This window comes from Streptomyces sp. NPDC032198, assembly GCF_040636975.1.
Lineage (GTDB): Bacteria > Actinomycetota > Actinomycetes > Streptomycetales > Streptomycetaceae > Streptomyces.
The window spans coordinates 422,409-443,691 of the sequence record NZ_JBEZVL010000001.1 but is presented as its reverse complement, the minus strand read 5'-3'; the positions used below and the strand labels follow the sequence as shown (position 1 = coordinate 443,691).

The following is a 21,283-nucleotide window of genomic DNA, read 5'->3' as shown; positions in this document are numbered from 1 at the left end:
ACGCTCTGCCGGGCTTTCGGTACTGTCGGCGACGATGCACAAGACCCTGATCGTCACGAACGACTTCCCGCCCAGGCCCGGTGGCATCCAGGCGTTCCTGCACAACATGGCGCTGCGCCTGGACCCCGAACAGCTCGTCGTCTACGCCTCCACGTGGAAGCGGGGCCGCGAGGGCGCCGAGGCGACGGCCGCCTTCGACGCGGAACAGCCCTTCCAGGTCGTACGCGACCCCACGACGATGCTGCTGCCGACCCCGCGCGTCACGCGGCGCGCGGTCTCGCTCCTGCGGGAACACGGCTGCGAATCGGTGTGGTTCGGGGCCGCGGCACCGCTGGGGCTCATGTCGCCCGCGCTGCGGAAGGCGGGCGCGCGGCGTCTCGTCGCCACGACGCACGGACACGAGGCGGGGTGGGCGCAGCTGCCCGCGTCACGCCAACTGCTCCGCCGCATCGGTGAGTCGACGGACACGATCACCTATCTGGGCGAGTACACGCGTTCGCGCATCGCCGCGGCGCTGACGCCCGCGGCGGCGGGACGGATGGTCCAACTGCCGCCCGGCGTCGACGAGAAGACCTTCCATCCCGGATCGGGCGGGGACGCCGTGCGGGCCCGGCTCGGTCTGACGGACCGGCCGGTCGTGGTGTGCGTCTCGCGGCTCGTGCCGCGCAAGGGGCAGGACACGCTGATCCTGGCCATGCCCCGGATCCTTGCCCAGGAGCCCGAGGCGGTGCTGCTGATCGTCGGGGGCGGCCCCTACGAGAAGGAGCTGCGCAAGCTGGCGGCCGAGACCCGGGTCTCGGACTCCGTGCGGTTCACGGGGTCGGTGCCCTGGGAGGAACTCCCCGCGCACTACGGGGCCGGTGACGTCTTCGCGATGCCGTGCAGGACCCGGCGGGGCGGGCTCGATGTCGAGGGCCTCGGCATCGTCTACCTGGAGGCTTCGGCGACCGGCCTGCCCGTCGTCGCCGGCGACTCCGGCGGGGCGCCGGACGCGGTGCTCGACGGTGAGACGGGCTGGGTCGTCCGGGGCGGCTCCCCGGAGGCCGCGGCGGACCGCATCGTCACCCTGCTCGGCGACGGCGAGTTGCGGCGGCGCATGGGGGAGCGCGGCCGGGAGTGGGTCGAGGAGAAGTGGCGCTGGGATCTCCTGGCGGAGAAGCTGCGGGAGTTGCTGTAACGGAACGCGCAGTTCCCCGCGCCCTTTAAGGGGCGCTCAGCTGGGCCCCGTCAGGGGCGCGGGGAACTGCGCGAGCAACCACGAGTGACCGTGAGTCGCCAAGGAACGGGTCCCCCCACGGCGAGTGGGCGGAACCGCCAACGCTACCCGCGGTAAATCGCCTCGATCTCGTCCGCGTAATCCTTCGCGACAACGTTCCGCTTCAGCTTCAGGGACGGCGTCAGATGTCCCGACTCCTCCGTGAACTGCGAAGCGAGGATACGGAACTTGCGCACGGACTCCGCCTTGGAGACCGCCGCGTTGCCGTCGTCCACCGCGCTCTGGATCTCCGCGAGGAGGTCCGGGTCGTCCCGGAGCGACGCCGCCGTGGAGCCCGCGGGCTTCCCGTGGTCCAGGGCCCAGCGGCCCACGAACTCGTCGTCCACCGTGACGAGCGCGCCCACGAAGGGCCTGCCGTCGCCCACGACCATGCATTCCGCGACCAGCGCGTGCGCGCGGATCCGGTCCTCGATCACCGCGGGAGCGACGTTCTTGCCGCCCGCCGTCACGATGATCTCCTTCTTGCGGCCGGTGATCCGGAGGTAGCCGTCCTCGTCGAGCGTGCCGATGTCACCGGTGTGGAACCAGCCGTCGGCGAGCGCCTCTTCGGTCGCGCCCGTGTTGTTCCAGTACTCCGTGAACAGGTGCTCGCCGTGCAGCAGCACCTCGCCGTCGTCGGCGATCCGCACGACCGAGCCGGGCAGCGGCTGGCCGACCGTGCCGATCTTCTGGCGGTCCCAGGGGTTGAAGGCGGTGGCCGCGCACGACTCCGTCAGGCCGTAGCCCTCCAGGACCGTGAAGCCGATGCCGCGGAAGAAGTGCCCCAGGCGCTCGCCGAGCGGCGCGCCGCCCGAGATCGCGTACTCGCCGCGCCCGCCCAGGACGGCCCGCAGCTTGCTGTAGACCAGCTTGTCGAACGTCTTGTACTTGATCTTCAGGCCGAGCGAAGGACCGCTCGGGGTGTCGAGCGCGCGGCTGTACGCGATCGCCGTGTCCGCGGCCTTGTCGAAGATCTTGCCCTTGCCGTCGGCCTGCGCCTTGGCGCGCGCCGAGTTGTAGACCTTCTCGAAGACGCGCGGGACGCCCAGGATCATGGTCGGCCGGAACGAGGCCAGCTCGTCCGTGAGGTTCTTGACGTCGGGCGCGTGGCCCAGCTTGATCGGCGCCATCAGGGCGGCGACCTCGACCAGACGCCCGAAGACGTGCGCGACGGGAAGGAAGAGGAGCACCGAGCACTCGCCGGTGCGGAAGAGCGGTTTGAGGCGCTCCACCACGTTGCCGCACTCCGCGAAGAAGCTGCGGTGGGTGAGCACACAGCCCTTGGGGCGGCCCGTGGTGCCCGAGGTGTAGACGATGGTGGCCGGGTCGTCCGCGCCCGCGACCGCGCCGCGCTCGTCGACGGTCTCCTCCGGGACGTCGGCGCCCGCGCGGTTCAGGTCGTCGACGCCGCCGCGGTCGATCTGCCAGATGTTGACCAGGTCGGGGAGCCGGTCGCGCACGGAGTCGACGGCGGCGCTGTGCGCGTCCAGCTCGACGATGATGCCGACGGCGCCGGAGTCGCCCAGGATCCACTGGATCTGCTCGGCCGAGCTCGTCTCGTAGACCGGCACGGTGACCGCGCCCGCGCTCCAGATCGCGAAGTCGAGGAGCGTCCACTCGTACCGCGTGCGGGACATCAGGGCGACACGGTCGCCGGGGCGCACTCCGGAGGCGATGAGCCCCTTGGCGGCGGCGCGCACCTCGACGAGGAAGGTCTTGGCGTTGACGTCCTGCCAGGCGCCGTCGACCTTGCGGCCGATGACGGCGACATCCGGGTGCTGCGCGGCATTTCTGCGGACGATGTCGGTCAGATTGCCGTCCGCAGGGACCTCGTACAGGGCCGGAAGGCTGAACTCGCGCAAGACTGCTGCTCCTACATAGGGCGCCGGCGCCACGACGTTGTGCGATGCGACGGTGCGGTCCAAGATCGGGCAGGTGCTCCGTGACTGGGGGGAAAGAGGACTGGAGCACTACTGGACTGCCCGGACGTTACCCATGGGTATGGCTTGTTCGGTAGGGGGTCCGGGCCAGATGTTCGGTGCGTCACACGACGTTTGTGGTCTGAACCGCACAGTACGCCACGCCATTCCCGACTCGGAAGTAACCGCAGGTCCGCCCCCTTCTCCATGCTTCTCGGGACCTCTACCCACGTTTGCCCGCTCGTTCTAGGGTGATCGGCATGCCAGCTTTCCGGGTCAATGTGGTCAGTGACGTGCACGGCAACACAAAGGATCTCGCCCGCGCGGGCGAGGGAGCCGACGCGCTCGTCTGTCTCGGCGACCTGGTCCTGTTCCTCGACTACGCCGACCACACGCGCGGCATCTTCCCCGACCTCTTCGGCAAGGAGAACGCGGACCGCCTCGTCGAGCTGCGCACCGCCCGCCGTTTCGACGAGGCCAGGGAGTTCGGCGCCCGGCTGTGGGCCGGGATAGACCGCGGTCCGGCCATCGAGAGAGCGGTGCGAAAGCAGTACGCCGAGATGTTCGCCGCCTTCCCCGTCCCGACGTACGCCACCTACGGCAATGTCGACATACCGACCCTCTGGTCCGAGTACGCGGGCCCGGGTACCACCGTCCTCGACGGCGCCCGTGCCGAGATCGGCGGCCGTGTCTTCGGGTTCGTCGGCGGCGGCCTGCGCACGCCCATGCGGACGCCCTACGAGATCAGCGACGAGGAGTACGCGGCCAAGATCGAGGCCGTCGGCGAGGTCGACGTGCTCTGCACGCACATCCCGCCGGACGTTCCCGAGCTCGTGTACGACACCGTGGCGCGCCGTTTCGAGCGGGGCAGCCGCGCCCTCCTCGCCGCCATTCACAAGACCCGCCCGCGGTACGCGCTTTTCGGCCACGTTCACCAGCCGTTGACGCGGCGGATGCGGATCGGGGCGACGGAGTGTGTGAACGTGGGGCACTTCGCGAGCTCGGGCAGGCCGTGGGCCCTGGAGTGGTGACCGTGGGCCACTTCGTGCGCGGTAGCCTTCACGCGTCACACATGTACACACCACCCCCCGTACCGGACCGCATCTGGAGGAGCCACAGAGATGGCGGAACACACCAGCTCGAGCATCACGATCGAGGCGGCACCGGCCGAGGTGATGGGGGTGATCGCCGACTTCGCGCGCTACCCGGACTGGACGGGTGAGGTGAAGGAGGCCCAGGTGCTCGACACCGACGACCAGGGCCGCGCCAAGCAGGTCCGCCTCGTCATGGACGCGGGCGCGATCAAGGACGACCAGACGCTCGGGTACACGTGGACCGGCGCGAACGAGGTCAGCTGGACCCTCGTCAAGTCGCAGATGCTGCGCTCGCTCGACGGCTCGTACCTCCTGAAGCCCGCGGGGACCGGCACGGAGGTCACCTACAAGCTGACCGTCGACGTCAAGATCCCCATGCTCGGGATGATCAAGCGCAAGGCGGAGAAGGTCATCATCGACCGGGCGCTGGCGGGCTTGAAGAAGCGAGTGGAAGCGGGCCCGAAGGCCTGACGCTGCCGGGTGACGGGTGGGCGGAAGAGCCAACGGTCCACGGGCCCGCGGCAGAAGCCGCCCCCGCCAGCTCACGTACGGTTCACCCTTATGCGCACCCTTCTGCTCACCGGCCCCGGCGGCTCAGGCCGAACCACTGTCGCCGCGGCCACCGCGCTGTCCGCCGCCCGCGGGGGGCACCGGACCCTGCTGATCTCCGCCGACCGCGCCGGCACCCTCGGCGCGGTCGGCGCGGACCAGGCGAACCTCACCGTCCGGGGGCTGGCCCCCGGCGACGAGTTCCGCGACGATCTCCTGGCCCTGCAGAACCGCGCCTCCTCCGCGCTCGACCTGCTCGGCGCCGGACGCCTGGAGGGCGAGGAGCTCACCCCCCTGCCCGGCAGCGACGAGCTGGCCCTGCTGCGGGCCCTGCGCGACGCCGGGCAGAGCGCGTACGACACCGTGGTGGTGGACCTGCCCCCGGCGCCCCGCGCCCTCGCGGTCCTCGCCCTCCCCGAGCAGCTGCGCCGCTACCTCCGCAGGCTCCTGCCGCCCGAGCGGCAGGCGGCCCGCGCCCTGCGCCCCATGCTCGGCCGCATCGCGGGCGTCCCGATGCCCTCGGCCTGGCTGTACGAGACCGCGGCCCGCTGGGACACCGAACTCGCCGCCGCGCAGGCCGTGATCGAGGCCCCGGGCACCACGGTCCGCCTGGTCGCCGAGCCCGGGCCCGCGGGCGCCGACGCCGTGCGCGCCACCGCCACCGGCCTCGCCCTGCAGGGCCTGCGCACCGACGCCCTGCACGCCAACCGCGTCCTGCCCGCCGACACCGCCGACACCTGGTTCGCCGGGCTCATCGCCCAGCAGCGCAAGACGCTGGACGCGTGGCAGGAGACGTACGGCGAATGCCTTCTCCCGCTTCCGCACCTGGGGCGCGATCCCCGCGGCGCCGACGACCTGGCCGCCCTCGCGGTGCCCGTTCCCGCCGGGGCGCCGGAGCCCGTGCGGTGGCCCGTCGTCGACGCCCTCGCCGACGACGGCGTACTGGTCTGGCACATCCCGCTCCCCGGCGCCGTACGCGAAGAACTCGGACTGATCCGGCGCGGGGACGAACTCGTCGTCACCGCGGGTCCCTTCCGGCGCATGGTGACCCTGCCGTCCGTCCTGCGCCGCTGCACCGTCGCGGGCGCCGGGCTGCGCGAGGGCGAGCTGAGGGTGCGGTTCGCGCCCGACCCCGATCTGTGGCCGCGGACAGGGGGAACGGGCAACCGCCGTTCGGGTAACGTCGAGGGTACGAATCCATAGCCGCCCTCCGCAGGAGTCTGTCCGTCATGAGCGATGCCACCGAGCGCGAAGTGCCCGAACCCGAAGCGGCCGACACCGACGCCGACGCGTGGGCGAAGGCGTGCGCCGAGGACCTCGCGGCGGAGAAGGCCCGGCGCCGTGCCCAGTACGGGCCGCCGCCCGGATCGGCCGGCGAGGAGCTGCGCAAGCTCGTCGACGCCGTGTCGGAGAAGCTGTCCGGACTCCAGACGCCGCTGCTCGGCGCGGTCGCCCAGGGCGCCGTCGAGCAGACCGTGCGGCAGGTCGTCCAGCAGGCGAGGGCCGCCGTCGAACCGGTCATCGAGCGCAACCCCGACGTCTTCGACCACCTCGCCGCGGCCGGCGGTGAACTGCTCGCCGCCTACCGCTCCGCGGTCGAGGGCCAGGAGGGCCGCTGGACCCGCGGGAGCGACGCGGCGAAGGGCCCTGACCGGCGCGACGAGGGCCCCGGTCCCGCGGAACACATCGACTTGGACTGAGCCCCCCTCGGGTACGGTTGGCCATAGCGGGGCTCGACCGAAACTGAGGGACACATGGGACTCACCATCGGCGTCGATATCGGCGGCACGAAGATCGCGGCCGGAGTGGTCGACGAAGAGGGCACCATTCTCGACACGCACACGGTGCCCACTCCGCCGACCGCCGAAGGCATCGTGGACGCGATCTGTGCCGCCGTCTCCGGGGCCGGCAAGGGGAACGACGTGGAAGCCGTCGGCATCGGTGCCGCCGGTTACGTCGACGACAAGCGCGCCACCGTTCTCTTCGCACCGAACATCGACTGGCGCCACGAGCCGCTCAAGGACAAGGTCGAGCAGCGGGTCGGCATGCCGGTCGTCGTGGAGAACGACGCGAACGCCGCGGCCTGGGGCGAGTACCGCTTCGGCGCGGGCCAGGGCCACGAGGACGTCATCGTCATCACCCTTGGCACCGGCCTCGGCGGCGGCATCATCATCGGCAACAAGCTGCGGCGCGGACGCTTCGGCGTGGCCGCCGAGTTCGGCCACATCCGGGTCGTCCCGGACGGGCTGCTGTGCGGCTGCGGCAGCCAGGGCTGCTGGGAGCAGTACGCCTCAGGACGCGCCCTCCTGCGCTACGGCAAGCAGCGCGCCAACGCGACGCCCGAGTCCGCCGAGATCCTCCTCGGCCTGGGCGACGGCTCGGTGGACGGCATCGAGGGCAAGCACATCAGCGAGGCGGCGCGCCAGGGCGACCCGGTCGCCGTGGACTCCTACCGCGAGCTGGCCCGCTGGGTCGGCGCGGGCCTGGCCGACCTGGCCTCGCTCTTCGACCCCTCCGCGTTCATCGTCGGCGGCGGCCTCTCGGACGAGGGCGAGCTGGTGCTCGACCCGATCCGCAAGTCGTTCCGCCGCTGGCTCATCGGCGGACAGTGGCGTCCGCACGCGCAGGTGCTCGCCGCCCAGCTCGGCAACAAGGCGGGGCTCGTGGGCGCCGCCGACCTGGCACGCCAGGGCTAGCCCCCGCTCGTACGCGGATGCTGTACGAGGCCCGCCGCCCCCTTCCGGGGCGGCGGGCCTCGTCGTTGCGGGGTCGCGCAGCGCGTATCTTGATCCCCATGGTGACGCTGCCCAACTCCCGGACCGAAGACGACGGTTCAGCCGTGATCCGGGTGCTCAGTTACAACATCCGGTCGATGCGGGACGACACCGACGCGCTGGCCCGGGTCATCGCCGCCTGCGCGCCCGACCTGGTGCTCGTCCAGGAGGCGCCCCGCTTCTTCCGGTGGCGCAAGAAGCTGGCGCGGCTCGCCCGCGCCGCCGACCTGGTGCTGCTCTCGGGCGGCGCCACCGCATCGGGGCCCGCGCTGCTCTGCTCGCTGCGGGCCACCGTCGAGCGGACCGAGGACGTGTTGCTTCCGCTGACACCAGGGCTGCACCGGCGCGGCTTCGCGACCGCCGTCGTGCGGTTCGGGGGCGCCCGGCTCGGCGTCCTGAGCTGCCATCTGAGCCTGCAGACCGACGAGCGGTACGAACAGGGCGGGATGCTGCTCGACCGGCTTGCCGGGATGGGCGTGGAGCACGCCGTCGCGGGCGGCGACCTCAACGACCGGCCCAAGGGACGTACGTTCCGCAGGCTCGCCTCGGAGCTGCGGGACTGCTGGGTGACCACGCCCTGGGGCGGCGAGAACACCTCGACGCCGTGGGACCCGCATCAGCGCATCGACGCGATCTTTACCACTCCGGGGGTCGAAGTCCTCGGCTGCGGTGTGCCGTTGGAGCTCGACGGGGTGAGCGAGGCGGACCTGCGGGCGGCCACCGACCACCTTCCGGTGCTCGCCGCCCTCCGGGTTCCGGCCACCACGAGCGCGTAGCTCCGTCAGACCACCGCGCCGCGGCCCGGGTCCTCGTTCTCCTCGTCGTCGTCGCCCTTCATCCGCGACACCAGGGTGGCGAAGCCGCCGAGGAAGCCGCCGATGCTGAGCGTCGCCAGCCACCACGTCATCGTCCAGCCGAGCAGCACGGTGAGCAGGAGCAGCAGCGGGCCGCCGAGCACCGCGAGCCAGGCGAACTTCGCCGTGACGTCCGCGGCGGGCAGCGGCGGCGGCTCCGGCGGCACGAAGTGGCCCTCGTCGTCCGCGCCCAGGTCGTCGTCCGACGCCTCGGGGGCGGCGTAATCACGCGGGCCGCCGACACCCGGGGCGAAGGAGACGGAGCCGCCGAGCGACTTCTTGGACCCGGAGTCGTCCGGGTCGTCGGGGGCCGTGGGGTTCTTGGCGCCCTTGCCGCCCGACCCCGGCGTCTCGTTCGTCTCGGGCTCGAGCAGCGCAAGATCCTCGATGGACTTGAACGGCTTGGCGCCCGGCGGGTCCGCCGGCTCCTGGCCGTACCCCGCGACGATCGCCTGCCAGGCCGCGTCCTCGTCGAGCGGCAAGCCCTCGGAGGGCTCCTCGCGCTTCTCGGGCTCGCGGCTCTCGTCGCCGTCGGGTTCGATCTTGTCCTGCTCAGCCACCGGTGGCCGTCCCTTCCTTACCGACACTGGGGGCGAGCCGGCCGATGAACGCGTAGCTCTCCTCGAAGATCCGGTCCGCATCATGGTCCAACGTCGCGACGTGGTAGCTCTGTTCCAGGATGATCTCGGTGACATCCGTGGACGACACCCGGCCGAGGATCCTGGCCGAGTCGGCGGGAGGCACGACGTGGTCCTGCGGGCTGTGCAGCAGCAGCAACGGCTGGGTCACCTGCGGCAGTTCACCGTCCACCCGCTGGAAGAACCGGCGCAGGGAGTGCGCCGCGTGCAGCGGGATCCGGTGGTAGCCGACCTCCTCGGAGCCCTCCAGCGCGATGTCGCTCACGATGCCCTTGGTGGAGGGCACCAGATGCCGGGCGACCGGCAGCGCGTGCGCCGCGAGGCCGTGCACCTTGTTCCCCGGGTTCACCACGGCGATTCCGCGCACCGCGTCGCCGTGCTTCGCCGCGAGCCGCAGCGCCAGGGCCCCGCCCATGGAGAGGCCGAAGACGAAGACCTCCGTGCACCGCTCCAGGAGCGCCCGCAGCTCCCGCTCCACCTCCGCGTACCAGTCCTGCCAGCCGGTGACCTGGAGGTCCTCCCAGCGTGTGCCGTGCCCGGGCAGCAGCGGGAGCGAGACGGTCAGGCCGCGGCCCGCCAGATACTCCGCCCAGGGGCGCAGGGACTGCGGGGATCCGGTGAAGCCGTGACAGAGGAGGACGCCGACCTCGCCGCCCTCGTGGCGGTACGGCTCGGCTCCGGGGAGGACCGGCACTTCGGTCTCCTTCGTGAGATGTGGCTGCGGGGTGGGAGTACTTCACCGTACGCGACCGGACTGACACCGACCAGGGTCGTCGGGCCCTTGGGGCTTACTGCGGGTTAAGGTCTGATCCACACACAACAGGAGGCACTCGGTTTGATCTACGGCGCAATGAAGGTCGCCATCGGAGGGCCGCTGAAGCTCGGCTTCAGGCCCTGGGTGGAGGGCCTTGAGAACGTACCCGCCGAGGGACCGGCCATCCTGGCGAGCAATCATCTCTCCTTCTCGGACTCCTTTTTCCTGCCCGCGGTCCTCGACCGCAAGGTCACCTTTATCGCGAAGGCGGAGTACTTCACGTCCCCGGGCGTGAAGGGCAAGCTCACGGCGGCCTTCTTCAAGGGCGTCGGCCAGCTCCCCGTGGACCGCTCCGGCGGACGCGGCGCGGGCGAGGCGGCCATCAAGAGCGGCATCGAGGTCCTGGAGCGCGGTGAGCTCTTCGGCATCTACCCGGAAGGCACGCGTTCGCCCGACGCGAGGCTCTACCGTGGCAAGCCGGGAGGCCTCGCGCGCGTGGCCCTCGCCACCGGGGCGCCCGTGCTCCCCGTGGCGATGATCGACACGGAGAAGATCCAGCCGCCGGGCAAGGTGATGCCGAAGCTGATGCGGCCCGGCATCAAGATCGGCAAGCCGCTCGACTTCAGCCGGTACCACGGCATGGAGCACGACCGGTTCGTCCTGCGGGCGGTGACCGACGAGGTCATGTACGAGATCATGAAGCTGTCCGGCCAGGAGTACGTCGACGAGTACGCGACGGCGGCCAAGCGCCGCCTCGCGGACGCGGCGAAGGCCGAGAAGGAAGCGGAGAAGAAGGCGGAGAAGAAGGCGGAGAAGGCGGCAGCGGCGGCCGAGAAGGAACGGTCCGGCGCGTAACCGCGTCGCCGCATGGGGGAGCTGGTGCGCACCCTGACGGGTGGCCAAGGGGTGGGGGACATGACCAAGCGCGTGCGCGTCATGAGGATGTCGGTCGAGCAGCCGCTGTGGCGTGCGCTGACCGGCTATCGCGTACTGACGATGCTGTACGCGATCGGCCTCTTCGTGGCCGCGTACGAGAACTTCGACCGCCCCTGGGTGGCCGTCGGGTACTACGCGGTGCTCGCCGGCTGGACCATCGGCACGCTGCCGAAGGTCGCGAACGCGGCGAGCTGCACCAAGCGGTTCCTGATCACCGACCTGACGATCGCGCTGGTCGGCATCCTGCTCACCCCGGTCGCCGACTCGCACCAGCGGATCGTCCACGATGGCCCGACGCTGCCGTCGATATGGACGGCGGGCGCGGTGCTCGCCTTCGCGATCAAGGGCGGCTGGCGGTGGGCGGCGTTCGCGTCGGCGCTCGTCGGCGTCGCCAACATCGCCCAGCGCGGCAGGCCCACCCAGGACACGCTCCACAACGTCCTGCTCGTCTGCATCGCGTCCATCGCGATCGGATACGTCGTCGAGGTGGCCCGCGCCTCCGAGCGCACCCTGGCCCGCGCCCTGGAGATCGAGGCCGCGACCCGGGAGCGGGAGCGGCTCGCCCGCGACATCCACGACAGCGTGCTCCAGGTCCTCGCGATGGTGCAGCGGCGCGGCAGCGCGCTCGGCGGCGAGGCGGCGGAGCTCGGCAGGATGGCGGGGGAGCAGGAGGTCGCGCTGCGCACACTGGTGGCGGGCGGCCTGGTCCGGACGTCGCACGAGTCGGAGGACGTCTCGCTGGGCGCCGTGGTCCGCGCGGTGGAGGAGCCGGACGACGATGACGACACCTCTGACGGTGAGCCCTGTGACCTGCGGTCGCTGCTCTTCCCGTACGCGGGCGCCAAGGTGACCGTCTCGGAGCCGGGTGCTCCGGTCGCCCTCGCGCCGAAGGCCGCGCGGGAACTGGCCGCCGCGGTGGGCGCCGCCCTGGACAACGTCCACCGGCACGCGGGCCCGGACGCCGGGGCCTGGATCCTGGTCGAGGACGAGCCGGACGCCGTGATCGTGACGGTGCGGGACGACGGCCCCGGCATCCCCGACGGGCGGCTCGCGGAGGCGGAGGGCGAGGGGCGGCTCGGTGTCGCCCTGTCGATCCGGGGGCGGCTCCGGGACATCGGGGGCACGGCCGAGCTGATCTCGGTGCCGGGCCAGGGCACGGAAGTGGAACTGCGGGTGCCGCGGGTCGCGGCGGCCGCACAGAACGTACGCAGCACACGGGGGAAGGCAGGCAAGGAACGATGAGCGAGCAACAGCACCAGCAGCACCAGCAGGACGGGGCGGGCGGCGGGAAGCCGGTCAGGGTCATGGTCGTCGACGACCATCCGATGTGGCGGGACGCGGTCGCCCGCGACCTCGCCGAGGCCGGGTTCGACGTGGTCGCCACGGCGGGCGACGGCGAGCAGGCCGTGCGCCGCGCACAGGCCGTCGCGCCCGACGTCCTCGTGCTCGACCTGAACCTGCCCCTGAAGCCGGGCGTCCAGGTCTGCAAGGAACTCGTCGCCGCCAACCCGGCCCTGCGCGTCCTCGTGCTCTCCGCGAGCGGCGAGCACGCCGACGTCCTGGAGGCCGTCAAGTCCGGCGCCACCGGCTATCTCCTGAAGTCGGCGTCCACCGCCGAGCTGACCGACGCGGTGCGCCGGACGGCCGTCGGCGACACGGTCTTCACGCCGGGCCTCGCGGGCCTCGTCCTCGGCGAGTACCGCCGCCTGGCGTCCGACCCGGCGCCCGGCGCCCCGGACGATCCGAAGGCACCGCAGCTGACCGACCGCGAGACCGAGGTGCTGCGGCTCGTCGCCAAGGGACTGAGCTACAAGCAGATCGCCGAGCGCCTGGTCATCTCGCACCGCACCGTGCAGAACCACGTGCAGAACACCCTGGGCAAGCTCCAGCTGCACAACCGCGTGGAGCTCGTCCGCTACGCGATAGAGCGGGGTCTCGACGACGCGTGAACGGTCGGGCCATGTTCGGGCAACCCCTCATAAGAGTGAACCCGAGTGATCAACTGCCCTGTTCCGGACAGGAATTGACCATCCGGACCGTCCCTGAGTGACCTGGATCACCATTAGCGTGACTCGCATCAGGTCACTGACGGAAGGGACTTTTCCATGCGGGTCGGAGTACTGACCGGAGGCGGCGACTGCCCCGGGCTCAATGCCGTCATCCGGGGCGTCGTCCGCAAGGGCGTGCAGGAGTACGGCTATGACTTCGTCGGCTTCCGGGACGGCTGGCGCGGTCCACTGGAGGGCGACACCGTCCCCCTCGACATCCCGGCCGTGCGGGGCATCCTGCCCCGCGGCGGCACCATCCTCGGTTCCTCGCGCACCAACCCGCTCAAGGCGGAGAACGGCGTCCGCCGGATCAAGGAGAACCTCACCAAGTACGAGGTCGAGTCCCTCATCGCGATCGGCGGCGAGGACACCCTCGGCGTCGCCGCCCGGCTCACCGACGAGTACGGCATCAATGTCGTCGGCGTACCGAAGACCATCGACAACGACCTGTCCGCCACGGACTACACCTTCGGCTTCGACACCGCGGTGGGCATCGCCACCGAGGCGATCGACCGGCTGCACACGACCGCCGAGTCGCACATGCGGGTCCTCGTGGTCGAGGTCATGGGGCGGCACGCGGGCTGGATCGCGCTGCACTCCGGGCTGGCCGGGGGCGCGAACGTCATCCTCATCCCCGAGCAGCGCTTCGACGTCGACCAGGTGTGCTCCTGGGTGACCTCGCGGTTCAAGGCGTCGTACGCGCCGATCGTGGTCGTGGCCGAGGGCGCCATGCCCAAGGACGGCGAGATGGTCCTCAAGGACGGGACGCAGGACTCCTTCGGGCACGTGCGGCTGTCCGGCGTGGGCGAGTGGCTGGCCAAGGAGATCGAGGGGCGGACGGGCAAGGAAGCGCGGACGACCGTCCTCGGACATGTCCAGCGCGGCGGTACGCCCAGCGCCTTCGACCGCTGGCTGGCCACCCGCTTCGGGCTGCACGCGATCGATGCCGTGCGGGACGGCGACTTCGGGAAGATGGTCGCGCTGCAGGGCACGGACATCGTGCGGGTACCGATCGCCGACGCGACGGCGAAGCTGAAGACGGTGGACCCGAAGCTGTACGCCGAGGTCGGGGTCTTCTTCGGCTGACCTCCGGTGGGCGGGTGCCCCGTGCCGCCGCGTCGCGGCGGATCGCTGCCACCCGTCCACCACCCGTCTCCCGCAGTGCCGTCCCACCCGAAGAAACCTAGACTCGCCGCATGGAGATCCTCGCCTTCGGCGTGCAGGCCGACGAGAAGCCGCTCATCGAGAAGGCCTTCGAGGGGCACCACGACATCCGCTGCCTGGACGTCTTCCTCACCGAGGACACCGCCCCCATCGCCGCGGGCTACGAGATCATCTCCACCAGCGTCAACGCCGATCTCGGCAACCGCGTCCTGCAGACCCTCGCCGCCGGCGGCACGCAGATGATCGCCCAGCGCTCGACCGGGTTCAACAACATCGATCTCCAGGTCGCCGAGCGCCTCGGCTTCACCATCTCCCGCGTCTCGTACTACTCGCCGTACTCCGTCGCCGAGTTCGCCTGGACCCTGGCGATGGCCGTCAACCGCCGCATCGTGCGCGCCAGCAACCGCACCCGCGACTTCGACTTCCGCCTCGACGGCCTGATGGGCCGGGACCTGCGCGGCCGCACGGTCGGCGTGCTCGGCACCGGGAAGATCGGCGAGGCGTTCACCCGGATCGCGCACGGCTTCGGGATGAATCTGCTCGGCTGGGACGTCGCGGAGAACCCCGCGTGCGTCGAGCTCGGCATGAAGTACGTCGCGAAGGAGGAGCTCTTCGCCGACGCCGACCTGATCAGCCTGCACGTCCCGCTGCTCCCCGCCACGGAGCACATCATCGGCGCCGACTCGCTGCGGATGATGAAGGACGACGCGATCCTGGTGAACTCCAGCCGTGGCGGCCTGATCGACACCGACGCCCTGGTCCAGGAGCTGCGGCTGGGGCGTTTCGCGGGCGTCGGGCTCGACGTGTACGAGGCGGAGGCCGGACTCTTCTTCCTCGACAGGTCGCTCGAGGTCGTCGAGGACGACACGCTGGCCCGTCTGGTGACGTTCCCGAACGTCGTGGTCACCTCGCATCAGGCGTACTACACCGTGGACGCGGTCGGCCAGATCATCGACACCACGGTGCGGAACGTCCTGGACTACAAGGAGGGCCGCCGCAGCGAGAACGTGCTGGTCCCGGCGGCCCCCAAGCCCTAGCCCGGCCTACACCAGCACCCCGGACAGCAGCTCCCGCACGATCGCCGTCCCCCGCAGCGAGAGCACCGACTCCGGGTGGAACTGCACCCCCGCGAACCCGGGCCCCCGCAGCGCGTGCACCTCTCCGGTGGCCGCGTCCCTGCTGACCTCGATGCCGTGCGCGGCCAGCTCGAGGGACGTCTCCTCGTCGCAGTGGGCCACGAAGCTGTTGTAGAAGCCGACCGTTTCCGGCCGCCCGAACAGGTCGATCCGCGTCTGGGCGCCCTGGTAAGGGACCTCCTTGCGGACGATCTCCAGGCCGAGCTCGGCGGCCAGGAGCTCATGGCCGAGGCAGACGCCGAGCACGCCGTGGCGGTGATCGCGGAGCGCCTCCGCGGCCAGGGAGCGCAGGAACGTCATCTTCGGATCGGCGGGGTCCGAGGGATTGCCGGGGCCGGGGCCCAGGACCAGCGGGCCCTCGTGGGCGAGCGCCGCTTCCCGCAGGCCCGGTTCGTCGTAGCGGCGGACGGTCACCGTGAGGCCCGAGGAGCGCAGCAGGTGCGCCAGCATCGCCGTGAACGTGTCCTCGCCGTCGATCACCAGAGCATGCCCGGTCAGTTCCGACGTCGTCTCCTGCATCCGCAGCCAGAACGGCGCGAGCCCGGCCCGCCTGCTGTCGAGGGCCGCCCGCACCCGCGGGTCGTCGGCAAGAGCGGGGCGTACGCGCTCGTCGCGGGGCCGCCCGGGGCGCACCCCGAGGGCGGCGAGCACGCCGGCCGCCTTCGCGTGCGTCTCGGCCACCTCACCCGCCGGGTCCGAGCCCCGCACCAGCGTCGCGCCGACCGGGACCCGCAGCTTTCCGTCCGCGGAGATGTCGGCGGTGCGGATCAGGATGGGGGAGTCGAGGGTCTGCGCGCCGCCGGAGTCACGGCCGACAAGGGCGAGGGCGCCCGCGTAGTAGCCGCGCCCGCCCGCCTCGTGGCGCTCGATGACGCGGCAGGCGTTCTGCACCGGCGAGCCCGTGACGGTCGCCGCGAACATCGTCTCCTTGAGGACCTCGCGCGCGTCGAGCGACGACTTGCCCCGCAACTCGTACTCGGTGTGCGCGAGATGGGCCATCTCCTTGAGCCGCGGGCCGACGACGACACCGCCCATGTCGCCGACGGTGCACATCATCTTGAGCTCCTCGTCGACGACCATCGACAGCTCCTCGGTCTCCTTGCCGTCGGCGAGGAAGCCGAGGAGATCGTCCGCCGTGGGGCCCTCGGCGGGGTAGCGGTAGGTCCCGCTGATCGGGTTCATGACGACCGTCCCGCCGGACATCCGCACATGCACCTCGGGGCTCGCCCCGACCAGGGTGCGGTCCCCGGTGTGCACGACGTACGTCCAGTAGGCGCCGCGCTCGCCCACGAGCAGCCTGCGGAAGAGGGCCAGGGCGTCCGCCCTGGAGAAGCCGGGGATCTCCCCCTCGTACGTGCGCCGGATGACGAAGTTCGCGCCCTCGCCCCGCCCGATCTCCTCGCGGAGCACCCGCCCGACGATGTCTGCGTACGCGGCGTCGTCGACGTCGAAGGCCCCGCCCTCGACGCGCACGTCATGCGTGGGCAGCGCCGACAGGGCTTCGGCCAGCGGGAGTGCGTACGTCTCGTCCGGGGTCAGGACCGCGAGCGGCGTGCCGTCGTCGCGTACGTCGAACCCGCGCTCCCTGATCTGCCGGAAGGGAATCAGGGCGAGACCCTCGTCGGGGATGTCGGCGAGCCGGTCGTACGTGCCGACGGAGCCGACGATCACCTCGACCGTGTCGTGGTCGTGGCCGGGCGTGCGGCGGCGGAGCACGGCGAACGGACGGTCGTCGTCGAGGAGATCGAGCAGGTGCGTCTTGGAGGTCCGGGAATGCTCGGATTGCATGGGATCGGTTCCTTCTCACTCGGAGAGGAACGGCCCGGCCCGGAGATCATGGTCCGGAAAACACTGAAGGCCGCCCCTCGGGCGGCCTTCGCGAGTCTCGATACGCGCAGAGTCAGTGGGCCGCCGGATGAGCGGGCCACCACCAGTTACGAGTCGTCTGCGCGTGCATGTCCCGCACCCTAGCGCATCAGGCCGTGTCTGGTCCGTCTCACTTCGTGAGCGGGGGGGATGGACAGCTGACGCCACCCCGTAATGTGGTGCGGGTGACCGTGAACGCTAAGACCACCCCTACGGGTGGCAACACCTGGCGAGACCTTCCCGCGGCGCAGCAGCCTGAGTACCCCGATGCCGAGGCTCTGCGCGATGTGATCGCGGACCTCGAGTCGTATCCGCCGCTCGTCTTCGCGGGCGAGTGCGACCAGCTGCGCGCCCGACTGGCCTCCGTCGCCAAGGGAGAGGCGTTCCTGCTTCAGGGCGGCGACTGCGCCGAGGCCTTCGACGCCGTGTCGGCCGACCACATCCGCAACAAGCTGAAGACGCTGCTCCAGATGGGCGCCGTCCTGACGTACGCGGCCTCCGTGCCCGTCGTGAAGGTCGGCCGCATCGCCGGGCAGTACTCGAAGCCCCGCTCCAAGGGCACCGAGACCCGCGACGGCGTGACCCTGCCGACGTACCGCGGCGACTCGGTCAACGGCTTCGACTTCGACGAGAAGTCCCGCATCCCGGATCCCGAGCGCCTGAAGCGGATGTACAACGCCTCCGCGTCGACGCTCAACCTGGTGCGCGCCTTCACCACCGGCGGCTACGCCGACCTGCACCAGGTGCACGCCTGGAACCAGGACTTCGTGAAGTCGTCCCCCTCGGGCCAGCGCTACGAGCAGCTCGCCCGCGAGATCGACAACGCCCTCAACTTCATGAAGGCCTGCGGGACGGACCCGGAGGAGTTCAAGACCGTCGAGTTCTACGCCTCGCACGAGGCGCTGCTCCTCGACTACGAGTCGGCCCTCACCCGCGTGGACTCGCGCACCGGTCGGCTCTACGACACCTCGGGCCACATGGTCTGGATCGGTGAGCGCACCCGTCAACTGGACGGCGCGCACATCGAGTTCGCCTCCAAGGTGCGCAACCCGATCGGCATCAAGCTCGGCCCGACGACGACCGCGGAGGAGGCGCTGCAGTACATCGAGCGCCTCGACCCGGACCGTGAGCCCGGCCGGCTGACCTTCATCGTCCGCATGGGCGCCGACAAGGTGCGGGACAAGCTCCCCGAGCTGGTCGAGAAGGTCACCGCCTCCGGCGCGACCGTCGCCTGGGTCACCGACCCGATGCACGGCAACACCTTCGAGGCGGCCTCCGGCCACAAGACCCGCCGCTTCGACGACGTGCTCGACGAGGTCAAGGGCTTCTTCGAGGTCCACAAGGGCCTGGGCACGCACCCGGGCGGCATCCACGTCGAGCTCACCGGTGACGACGTCACCGAGTGCGTGGGCGGCGGCGACGAGATCTTCGTCGACGACCTGCACCAGCGCTACGAGACGGCCTGCGACCCGCGCCTGAACCGCAGCCAGTCCCTTGACCTGGCGTTCCTGGTGGCGGAGATGTACCGCGACCAGTAGGTATTCCCGCGAGACGCGACGGTGGGGCACGGATCCATGTGATCCGTGCCCCACCGTCGTATCGGGGCTTTTGTGGACCGGAGGTCCTGGGTAAGGTTAGGTTAGCCTCACCGATCAATCGGGACGGCGCCGCCGATGAATCCTGCCCGGGAGGTGAACCGCGTGTACGTCTGCAACTGCTTCGGCGTTACCGAGGCGCAGGTCAAGCAGCACGCGGCGGACGGTGCCTGCACACCCCGCCAGATAGCGTCCGCCAGCAAGGCGGGCACCGACTGCGGTTCGTGTGTGCGGAGCATCCAGGCGCTCCTGGGCCGGGGCACGTGCCCCCGCAGGGAGCTCGCCGACCAGGGGCAGCCCGTCCTCGCCGGCCTGGACGTAGGCTTGGAAACCACCCTGAACGAGGCCGCCTAGCCCACGGTCAGCTCTCCGGCTGCTCGATGAGCTGCGAGATGTAGAGCGGCTCGCCCAGCTTCTCGACCAGTTCGAGCTGAGTGTCGAGATAGTCGATGTGGTGCTCCTCGTCCTCGAGGATCGACTCGAAGATGTTCGCGGACGTGATGTCTCCCTTGCCGCGCATCACCTCGATCCCGCGCTTGAGGCGGTCGATCGCCTCCGCCTCGATCTGCCGGTCGGCCTGGAACATCTCCGTGACGGTCTGACCCACGCGTACGTGGAAGAGCCGCTGGTAATTGGGCAGGCCGTCGAGGAAGAGAATCCGGTCGGTGAGGATCTCCGCGTGCTTCATCTCGTCGATCGACTCGGACCGGGTGTATTTGGCGAGCTTGGGCCAGCCGAAGTTCTCCTGCATCTTGGCGTGGAGAAAGTACTGGTTGATCGCCGTGAGCTCGGCGGTCAGCTGCTCGTTGAGAAATTCGATGACCTCGGGGTCGCCCTGCATCGCAGAGGCTCCTTCCACGTGGTAACTGGGCAGGTTGCGCGCATCCTTGCATCGGTGTGAGAGGCCGTCCAGTAAGTGCACGCTTAGTAGGAGTTGCCCCAATCGGCGTCCGACCGGCCTCTGTCGGCAGCCTCCTGGTCACGTCCACCTACCCGGGTCTGTCAGGATGGAGACATGGGTCAGCCGGCGGATCGCGCATCTCGGGAAGCAGCGGAGCCGGAGCTCCCACCGGGGCAGCGACTGCAGCGGGGCTGGCCGGTCACGCACTACGGCCCGGTGCCGAAGTTTCGTCCGGAGCGCTGGGAGTTCAGGGTCTTCGGGGCCACCGCCGACGGGGACAAGCACTGCTGGACGCACGAGGAGTTCTCGGCTCTTCCGTACTCCACCGTGGTCGGCGATCTGCACTGCGTCACGAAGTTCAGCATGCTCGGCGCCGAATGGGGCGGTGTGTCCGCGCGGGCACTGCTCGAGATCGCCCCGCCCGCGCCCGAGGCCACCCATGTGATGGTCTGGGCCGAGTACGGCTTCAGCTCGAATCTGCGGATGGCCGACTTCATGGACGAGCGTACGATTTTCGCCACCCACAAAGGGGGCGAGCTGCTGACCGCGGAGCACGGCTTTCCGCTGCGGCTCGTGGTCCCTCATCTGTACGCCTGGAAGGGCCCCAAGTGGGTCCGCGGCGTCGAGTACATGAGCGCCGACCGCCGCGGCTTCTGGGAGGAGCGCGGCTATCACAACGTCGGCGACCCCTGGACCGAGCAGCGCTACTCGTACCAGGAAGAGCCCGGGGACGGCCCCGAGCTCTAGTCCTGGCTCCTGGCTCAGTGGTGGCACTGGTGCACCACGGCGTGGCCCTTGCCGGGCAACGGTTCCTGCCGCCCGGCCGGAACCCTATACCCCTAGGGGGTATTCCTCCAGAGATCTCTGGGGTCGCTAGCAGCTCCTGAGCTGCTTCAGCCGCGCCACGTCCGCCGCGTGCCCTTCCTTGCCGCCGGGCGTCTCGATGATCAGCGGCACGTTCTCGGTCGCGGCATGGGTCATCAGCTCGCGGAACGGCTCCTCGCCGATGTGGCCGGTGCCGATGTTCTCGTGGCGGTCCTTGTGGGCGCCCACCACGTCCTTGGAGTCGTTGGCGTGCACCAGCTTCAGGCGGCCCTCGCCGACGGTGTCGACCAGCAGGTCCAGCGTCTGCTTCATGCCGCCGGGCCCGGCCAGATCGTGGCCCGCCGCGAAGATGTGGCAGGTGTCCAGGCAGACGCCCAGCTTCGGGTGGGCGTCGAGCGCGTCGAAGTACGGGCCGAAGTCCCAGGTGCGGGAGCAGAGCGAGAAACCCTGGCCCGCCGTCGACTCCAGGAGGAGGAACGGGTCGTCGTCGTGCGTCAGCTCGTCGAGCAGCGGCAGCATCCGGTCGCGCACCTGCTTCAGCGCGACGGCGCGGGCCCGGCCGCCGGTCGCGGAGCCGGTGTGCACGACGACGCCGAGCGCGCCGATGTCGCGAGCGCGGCGCAGTGAGTGGCGCAGGGACTCCACGGACTTCTCCACGGTCGCCTCGGTGTGCGAGCCGAAGTTGATGAGGTAGGGCGCGTGGACGTACGCGGGGATCCCCTCGGCGGCGCAGGCCGCGCGGAACTGATCGTCCTGCTTCGGATCGCCGGGCGGGGTGGCCCAGCCGCGCGGGTTGGCCACGAAGACCTGGACGGCCTCGGCGCCCAGCTCACGGGCGTACGAAAGCCCGACTTTGGCGAGACCGCCGGCCACGGGGACATGGCCGCCGACGGGATTGCGGGACGAGGGGCCGCGGGACGGGGTGCTGGGGGACTTGTCGCTGCTCACGCGCTCAAGGGTGGCACGAGCGCGCGA

General features: G+C 70.7%; 22 protein-coding genes. 15 read left to right on the top strand and 7 right to left on the bottom strand.

Annotated features, from left to right (window positions below; genetic code table 11):
• Window positions 1–34: 34 nt before the first annotated feature.
• A complete protein-coding gene (locus AB0E78_RS02090; protein WP_361826997.1) occupies window positions 35–1,177 on the top strand; it encodes a glycosyltransferase family 4 protein in 1,143 nt (380 codons plus the stop codon).
• A 143-nt stretch (window positions 1,178–1,320) separates the two neighbouring features.
• Here the strand turns inward: AB0E78_RS02090 and AB0E78_RS02085 are convergent, their stop codons facing one another.
• Window positions 1,321–3,117 (bottom strand): AMP-dependent synthetase/ligase, encoded by a 1,797-nt coding sequence (locus AB0E78_RS02085; RefSeq protein WP_361826995.1) that lies wholly within the window; start codon window positions 3,115–3,117, stop codon window positions 1,321–1,323.
• A 317-nt stretch (window positions 3,118–3,434) separates the two neighbouring features.
• Here AB0E78_RS02085 and AB0E78_RS02080 point away from each other — a divergent pair, with 317 nt between their 5' ends.
• The 6 genes from AB0E78_RS02080 (at window position 3,435) to AB0E78_RS02055 (ending at window position 8,367) form a co-directional block, all read left to right on the top strand.
• Window positions 3,435–4,205: a metallophosphoesterase gene (locus tag AB0E78_RS02080; protein WP_361826993.1), complete on the top strand. Its 771-nt coding sequence runs from the start codon at window positions 3,435–3,437 to the stop codon at window positions 4,203–4,205.
• 90 nt (window positions 4,206–4,295) lie between these two features.
• Window positions 4,296–4,739 carry an SRPBCC family protein gene (locus AB0E78_RS02075; protein ID WP_361826991.1) on the top strand — a complete coding sequence of 148 codons (444 nt, stop codon included), beginning with the start codon at window positions 4,296–4,298 and terminating at the stop codon, window positions 4,737–4,739.
• Between the two features lie 90 nt (window positions 4,740–4,829).
• Window positions 4,830–6,020: an ArsA-related P-loop ATPase gene (locus AB0E78_RS02070; RefSeq protein ID WP_361826988.1), complete on the top strand. Its 1,191-nt coding sequence runs from the start codon at window positions 4,830–4,832 to the stop codon at window positions 6,018–6,020.
• Window positions 6,021–6,046: 26 nt separating this feature from the next.
• Window positions 6,047–6,517 carry a DUF5304 domain-containing protein gene (locus AB0E78_RS02065; protein ID WP_361826985.1) on the top strand — a complete coding sequence of 157 codons (471 nt, stop codon included), beginning with the start codon at window positions 6,047–6,049 and terminating at the stop codon, window positions 6,515–6,517.
• A 54-nt stretch (window positions 6,518–6,571) separates the two neighbouring features.
• The gene (locus AB0E78_RS02060) at window positions 6,572–7,513 is read left to right on the top strand and encodes an ROK family glucokinase (RefSeq protein WP_361826983.1); all 942 of its coding nucleotides are present in this window, start codon (window positions 6,572–6,574) and stop codon (window positions 7,511–7,513) included.
• Between the two features lie 98 nt (window positions 7,514–7,611).
• On the top strand, window positions 7,612–8,367 hold the full coding sequence (locus AB0E78_RS02055; protein WP_361826980.1) for an endonuclease/exonuclease/phosphatase family protein: 756 nt from the start codon (window positions 7,612–7,614) through the stop codon (window positions 8,365–8,367).
• Window positions 8,368–8,372: 5 nt separating this feature from the next.
• On the opposite strand, the gene AB0E78_RS02050 is transcribed toward AB0E78_RS02055, so the two are convergent.
• A complete protein-coding gene (locus tag AB0E78_RS02050) occupies window positions 8,373–9,086 on the bottom strand; it encodes a hypothetical protein (protein WP_361828470.1) in 714 nt (237 codons plus the stop codon).
• Window positions 8,998–9,777, bottom strand: a complete 780-nt coding sequence (locus tag AB0E78_RS02045) for an alpha/beta fold hydrolase (protein WP_361826977.1) — start codon at window positions 9,775–9,777, stop codon at window positions 8,998–9,000. The genes AB0E78_RS02050 and AB0E78_RS02045 overlap by 89 nt, the downstream gene beginning before the upstream one ends.
• A 156-nt stretch (window positions 9,778–9,933) precedes the next feature.
• Here AB0E78_RS02045 and AB0E78_RS02040 point away from each other — a divergent pair, with 156 nt between their 5' ends.
• The 5 genes from AB0E78_RS02040 to AB0E78_RS02020 all read left to right on the top strand — a co-directional run bounded on the left by AB0E78_RS02040 (window position 9,934) and on the right by AB0E78_RS02020 (window position 15,022).
• Window positions 9,934–10,692, top strand: coding sequence for a lysophospholipid acyltransferase family protein (locus AB0E78_RS02040; protein WP_361828467.1), 759 nt, complete (start codon window positions 9,934–9,936; stop codon window positions 10,690–10,692).
• A gap of 60 nt (window positions 10,693–10,752) precedes the next feature.
• Window positions 10,753–12,015, top strand: coding sequence for a DUF5931 domain-containing protein (locus tag AB0E78_RS02035; protein ID WP_361826975.1), 1,263 nt, complete (start codon window positions 10,753–10,755; stop codon window positions 12,013–12,015).
• On the top strand, window positions 12,012–12,722 hold the full coding sequence (locus AB0E78_RS02030; RefSeq protein ID WP_361826972.1) for a response regulator transcription factor: 711 nt from the start codon (window positions 12,012–12,014) through the stop codon (window positions 12,720–12,722). Before AB0E78_RS02035 ends, AB0E78_RS02030 begins: the two co-directional genes overlap by 4 nt.
• Window positions 12,723–12,878: 156 nt before the next feature.
• Entirely contained in the window at window positions 12,879–13,907 is a 1,029-nt protein-coding gene (locus AB0E78_RS02025; RefSeq protein ID WP_361826970.1) for a 6-phosphofructokinase, read from the top strand.
• Between the two features lie 110 nt (window positions 13,908–14,017).
• Window positions 14,018–15,022, top strand: coding sequence for a 2-hydroxyacid dehydrogenase (locus tag AB0E78_RS02020; RefSeq protein WP_361826967.1), 1,005 nt, complete (start codon window positions 14,018–14,020; stop codon window positions 15,020–15,022).
• 6 nt (window positions 15,023–15,028) lie between these two features.
• On the opposite strand, the gene AB0E78_RS02015 is transcribed toward AB0E78_RS02020, so the two are convergent.
• Window positions 15,029–16,909, bottom strand: a complete 1,881-nt coding sequence (locus AB0E78_RS02015) for an anthranilate synthase family protein (protein WP_361826964.1) — start codon at window positions 16,907–16,909, stop codon at window positions 15,029–15,031.
• Between the two features lie 112 nt (window positions 16,910–17,021).
• Window positions 17,022–17,078, bottom strand: a complete 57-nt coding sequence (locus tag AB0E78_RS02010) for a trp operon leader peptide (protein WP_351162541.1) — start codon at window positions 17,076–17,078, stop codon at window positions 17,022–17,024.
• A 94-nt stretch (window positions 17,079–17,172) separates the two neighbouring features.
• Here AB0E78_RS02010 and AB0E78_RS02005 point away from each other — a divergent pair, with 94 nt between their 5' ends.
• Complete coding sequence (locus AB0E78_RS02005) at window positions 17,173–18,525, top strand: class II 3-deoxy-7-phosphoheptulonate synthase (protein ID WP_361826961.1); 1,353 nt, start codon at window positions 17,173–17,175, stop codon at window positions 18,523–18,525.
• A 153-nt stretch (window positions 18,526–18,678) separates the two neighbouring features.
• On the top strand, window positions 18,679–18,936 hold the full coding sequence (locus AB0E78_RS02000; protein ID WP_361828464.1) for a (2Fe-2S)-binding protein: 258 nt from the start codon (window positions 18,679–18,681) through the stop codon (window positions 18,934–18,936).
• A gap of 7 nt (window positions 18,937–18,943) precedes the next feature.
• Here the strand turns inward: AB0E78_RS02000 and bfr are convergent, their stop codons facing one another.
• The gene (bfr, locus tag AB0E78_RS01995) at window positions 18,944–19,423 is read right to left on the bottom strand and encodes a bacterioferritin (RefSeq protein ID WP_160504564.1); all 480 of its coding nucleotides are present in this window, start codon (window positions 19,421–19,423) and stop codon (window positions 18,944–18,946) included.
• Between the two features lie 174 nt (window positions 19,424–19,597).
• On the opposite strand from bfr, the gene AB0E78_RS01990 reads away from it, so the two are divergent.
• Complete coding sequence (locus AB0E78_RS01990) at window positions 19,598–20,230, top strand: sulfite oxidase-like oxidoreductase (RefSeq protein ID WP_361826958.1); 633 nt, start codon at window positions 19,598–19,600, stop codon at window positions 20,228–20,230.
• A 126-nt stretch (window positions 20,231–20,356) separates the two neighbouring features.
• Here the strand turns inward: AB0E78_RS01990 and AB0E78_RS01985 are convergent, their stop codons facing one another.
• Window positions 20,357–21,256, bottom strand: coding sequence for a deoxyribonuclease IV (locus AB0E78_RS01985; RefSeq protein WP_361826956.1), 900 nt, complete (start codon window positions 21,254–21,256; stop codon window positions 20,357–20,359).
• Window positions 21,257–21,283: the final 27 nt, after the last annotated feature.

Coding starts and splice junctions, on each gene's coding strand:
- AB0E78_RS02090 (WP_361826997.1), top strand. CDS start 35: ATGCACAAGACCCTGATCGTCACGAACGACTTCCCGCCCAGGCCCGGT.
- AB0E78_RS02080 (WP_361826993.1), top strand. CDS start 3,435: ATGCCAGCTTTCCGGGTCAATGTGGTCAGTGACGTGCACGGCAACACA.
- AB0E78_RS02075 (WP_361826991.1), top strand. CDS start 4,296: ATGGCGGAACACACCAGCTCGAGCATCACGATCGAGGCGGCACCGGCC.
- AB0E78_RS02070 (WP_361826988.1), top strand. CDS start 4,830: ATGCGCACCCTTCTGCTCACCGGCCCCGGCGGCTCAGGCCGAACCACT.
- AB0E78_RS02065 (WP_361826985.1), top strand. CDS start 6,047: ATGAGCGATGCCACCGAGCGCGAAGTGCCCGAACCCGAAGCGGCCGAC.
- AB0E78_RS02060 (WP_361826983.1), top strand. CDS start 6,572: ATGGGACTCACCATCGGCGTCGATATCGGCGGCACGAAGATCGCGGCC.
- AB0E78_RS02055 (WP_361826980.1), top strand. CDS start 7,612: ATGGTGACGCTGCCCAACTCCCGGACCGAAGACGACGGTTCAGCCGTG.
- AB0E78_RS02050 (WP_361828470.1), bottom strand. CDS start 9,086: ATGCGGACCGGATCTTCGAGGAGAGCTACGCGTTCATCGGCCGGCTCG.
- AB0E78_RS02040 (WP_361828467.1), top strand. CDS start 9,934: ATGAAGGTCGCCATCGGAGGGCCGCTGAAGCTCGGCTTCAGGCCCTGG.
- AB0E78_RS02035 (WP_361826975.1), top strand. CDS start 10,753: ATGACCAAGCGCGTGCGCGTCATGAGGATGTCGGTCGAGCAGCCGCTG.
- AB0E78_RS02030 (WP_361826972.1), top strand. CDS start 12,012: ATGAGCGAGCAACAGCACCAGCAGCACCAGCAGGACGGGGCGGGCGGC.
- AB0E78_RS02025 (WP_361826970.1), top strand. CDS start 12,879: ATGCGGGTCGGAGTACTGACCGGAGGCGGCGACTGCCCCGGGCTCAAT.
- AB0E78_RS02020 (WP_361826967.1), top strand. CDS start 14,018: ATGGAGATCCTCGCCTTCGGCGTGCAGGCCGACGAGAAGCCGCTCATC.
- AB0E78_RS02015 (WP_361826964.1), bottom strand. CDS start 16,909: ATGCAATCCGAGCATTCCCGGACCTCCAAGACGCACCTGCTCGATCTC.
- bfr (WP_160504564.1), bottom strand. CDS start 19,423: ATGCAGGGCGACCCCGAGGTCATCGAATTTCTCAACGAGCAGCTGACC.
- AB0E78_RS01990 (WP_361826958.1), top strand. CDS start 19,598: ATGGGTCAGCCGGCGGATCGCGCATCTCGGGAAGCAGCGGAGCCGGAG.